This is a genomic window from Pseudomonas sp. NFACC16-2 (assembly GCF_900119205.1).
GTDB lineage: Bacteria > Pseudomonadota > Gammaproteobacteria > Pseudomonadales > Pseudomonadaceae > Aquipseudomonas > Aquipseudomonas fluorescens_Q.
In genome coordinates this window covers 1-2,298 of sequence record NZ_FPIX01000085.1, presented here as the reverse complement: position 1 = coordinate 2,298, position 2,298 = coordinate 1, and the positions used below count along the sequence as shown (strand labels likewise).

Genomic DNA, 2,298 nt, shown 5'->3' with positions numbered 1-2,298 from the left:
CCAGTGAGATCTCATCTTGAGGCAAGTTTCCCGCTTAGATGCTTTCAGCGGTTATCTTTTCCGAACATAGCTACCCGGCAATGCCACTGGCGTGACAACCGGAACACCAGAGGTTCGTCCACTCCGGTCCTCTCGTACTAGGAGCAGCCCCTCTCAAATCTCAAACGTCCACGGCAGATAGGGACCGAACTGTCTCACGACGTTCTAAACCCAGCTCGCGTACCACTTTAAATGGCGAACAGCCATACCCTTGGGACCGGCTTCAGCCCCAGGATGTGATGAGCCGACATCGAGGTGCCAAACACCGCCGTCGATATGAACTCTTGGGCGGTATCAGCCTGTTATCCCCGGAGTACCTTTTATCCGTTGAGCGATGGCCCTTCCATACAGAACCACCGGATCACTAAGACCTACTTTCGTACCTGCTCGACGTGTCTGTCTCGCAGTCAAGCGCGCTTTTGCCTTTATACTCTACGACCGATTTCCGACCGGTCTGAGCGCACCTTCGTACTCCTCCGTTACTCTTTAGGAGGAGACCGCCCCAGTCAAACTACCCACCATACACTGTCCTCGATCCGGATAACGGACCTGAGTTAGAACCTCAAAGTTGCCAGGGTGGTATTTCAAGGATGGCTCCACGCGAACTGGCGTCCACGCTTCAAAGCCTCCCACCTATCCTACACAAGCAAATTCAAAGTCCAGTGCAAAGCTATAGTAAAGGTTCACGGGGTCTTTCCGTCTAGCCGCGGATACACTGCATCTTCACAGCGATTTCAATTTCACTGAGTCTCGGGTGGAGACAGCGCCGCCATCGTTACGCCATTCGTGCAGGTCGGAACTTACCCGACAAGGAATTTCGCTACCTTAGGACCGTTATAGTTACGGCCGCCGTTTACCGGGGCTTCGATCAAGAGCTTCGCGTTAGCTAACCCCATCAATTAACCTTCCGGCACCGGGCAGGCGTCACACCCTATACGTCCACTTTCGTGTTTGCAGAGTGCTGTGTTTTTAATAAACAGTCGCAGCGGCCTGGTATCTTCGACCGGCGTGGGCTTACGCAGCAAGTGCTTCACCCTCACCGGCGCACCTTCTCCCGAAGTTACGGTGCCATTTTGCCTAGTTCCTTCACCCGAGTTCTCTCAAGCGCCTTGGTATTCTCTACCCAACCACCTGTGTCGGTTTGGGGTACGGTTCCTGGTTACCTGAAGCTTAGAAGCTTTTCTTGGAAGCATGGCATCAACCACTTCGTCACCCAAAGGGTAACTCGTCATCAGCTCTCGGCCTTAGAATCCCGGATTTACCTAAGATTCCAGCCTACCACCTTAAACTTGGACAACCAACGCCAAGCTGGCCTAGCCTTCTCCGTCCCTCCATCGCAATAACCAGAAGTACAGGAATATTAACCTGTTTTCCATCGACTACGCTTTTCAGCCTCGCCTTAGGGACCGACTAACCCTGCGTCGATTAACGTTGCGCAGGAAACCTTGGTCTTTCGGCGTGGGTGTTTTTCACACCCATTGTCGTTACTCATGTCAGCATTCGCACTTCTGATACCTCCAGCAAGCTTCTCAACTCACCTTCACAGGCTTACAGAACGCTCCTCTACCGCATCACTTGCGTGATACCCGTAGCTTCGGTGTATGGTTTGAGCCCCGTTACATCTTCCGCGCAGGCCGACTCGACTAGTGAGCTATTACGCTTTCTTTAAAGGGTGGCTGCTTCTAAGCCAACCTCCTAGCTGTCTAAGCCTTCCCACATCGTTTCCCACTTAACCATAACTTTGGGACCTTAGCTGACGGTCTGGGTTGTTTCCCTTTTCACGACGGACGTTAGCACCCGCCGTGTGTCTCCCATGCTCGGCACTTGTAGGTATTCGGAGTTTGCATCGGTTTGGTAAGTCGGGATGACCCCCTAGCCGAAACAGTGCTCTACCCCCTACAGTGATACATGAGGCGCTACCTAAATAGCTTTCGAGGAGAACCAGCTATCTCCGAGCTTGATTAGCCTTTCACTCCGATCCACAGGTCATCCGCTAACTTTTCAACGGTAGTCGGTTCGGTCCTCCAGTCAGTGTTACCTAACCTTCAACCTGCCCATGGATAGATCGCCCGGTTTCGGGTCTATTCCCAGCGACTAGACGCCCTATTAAGACTCGCTTTCGCTACGCCTCCCCTATTCGGTTAAGCTCGCCACTGAAAATAAGTCGCTGACCCATTATACAAAAGGTACGCAGTCACCCAACAAAGTGGGCTCCCACTGCTTGTACGCATACGGTTTCAGGATCTATTTCACTCCCCT

1 rRNA gene is annotated in these 2,298 nt (G+C 52.6%); it reads right to left on the bottom strand.

The features are described from left to right. Positions 1–2,298, bottom strand: a 23S ribosomal RNA gene (locus tag BT116_RS29985); the annotation flags it as partial.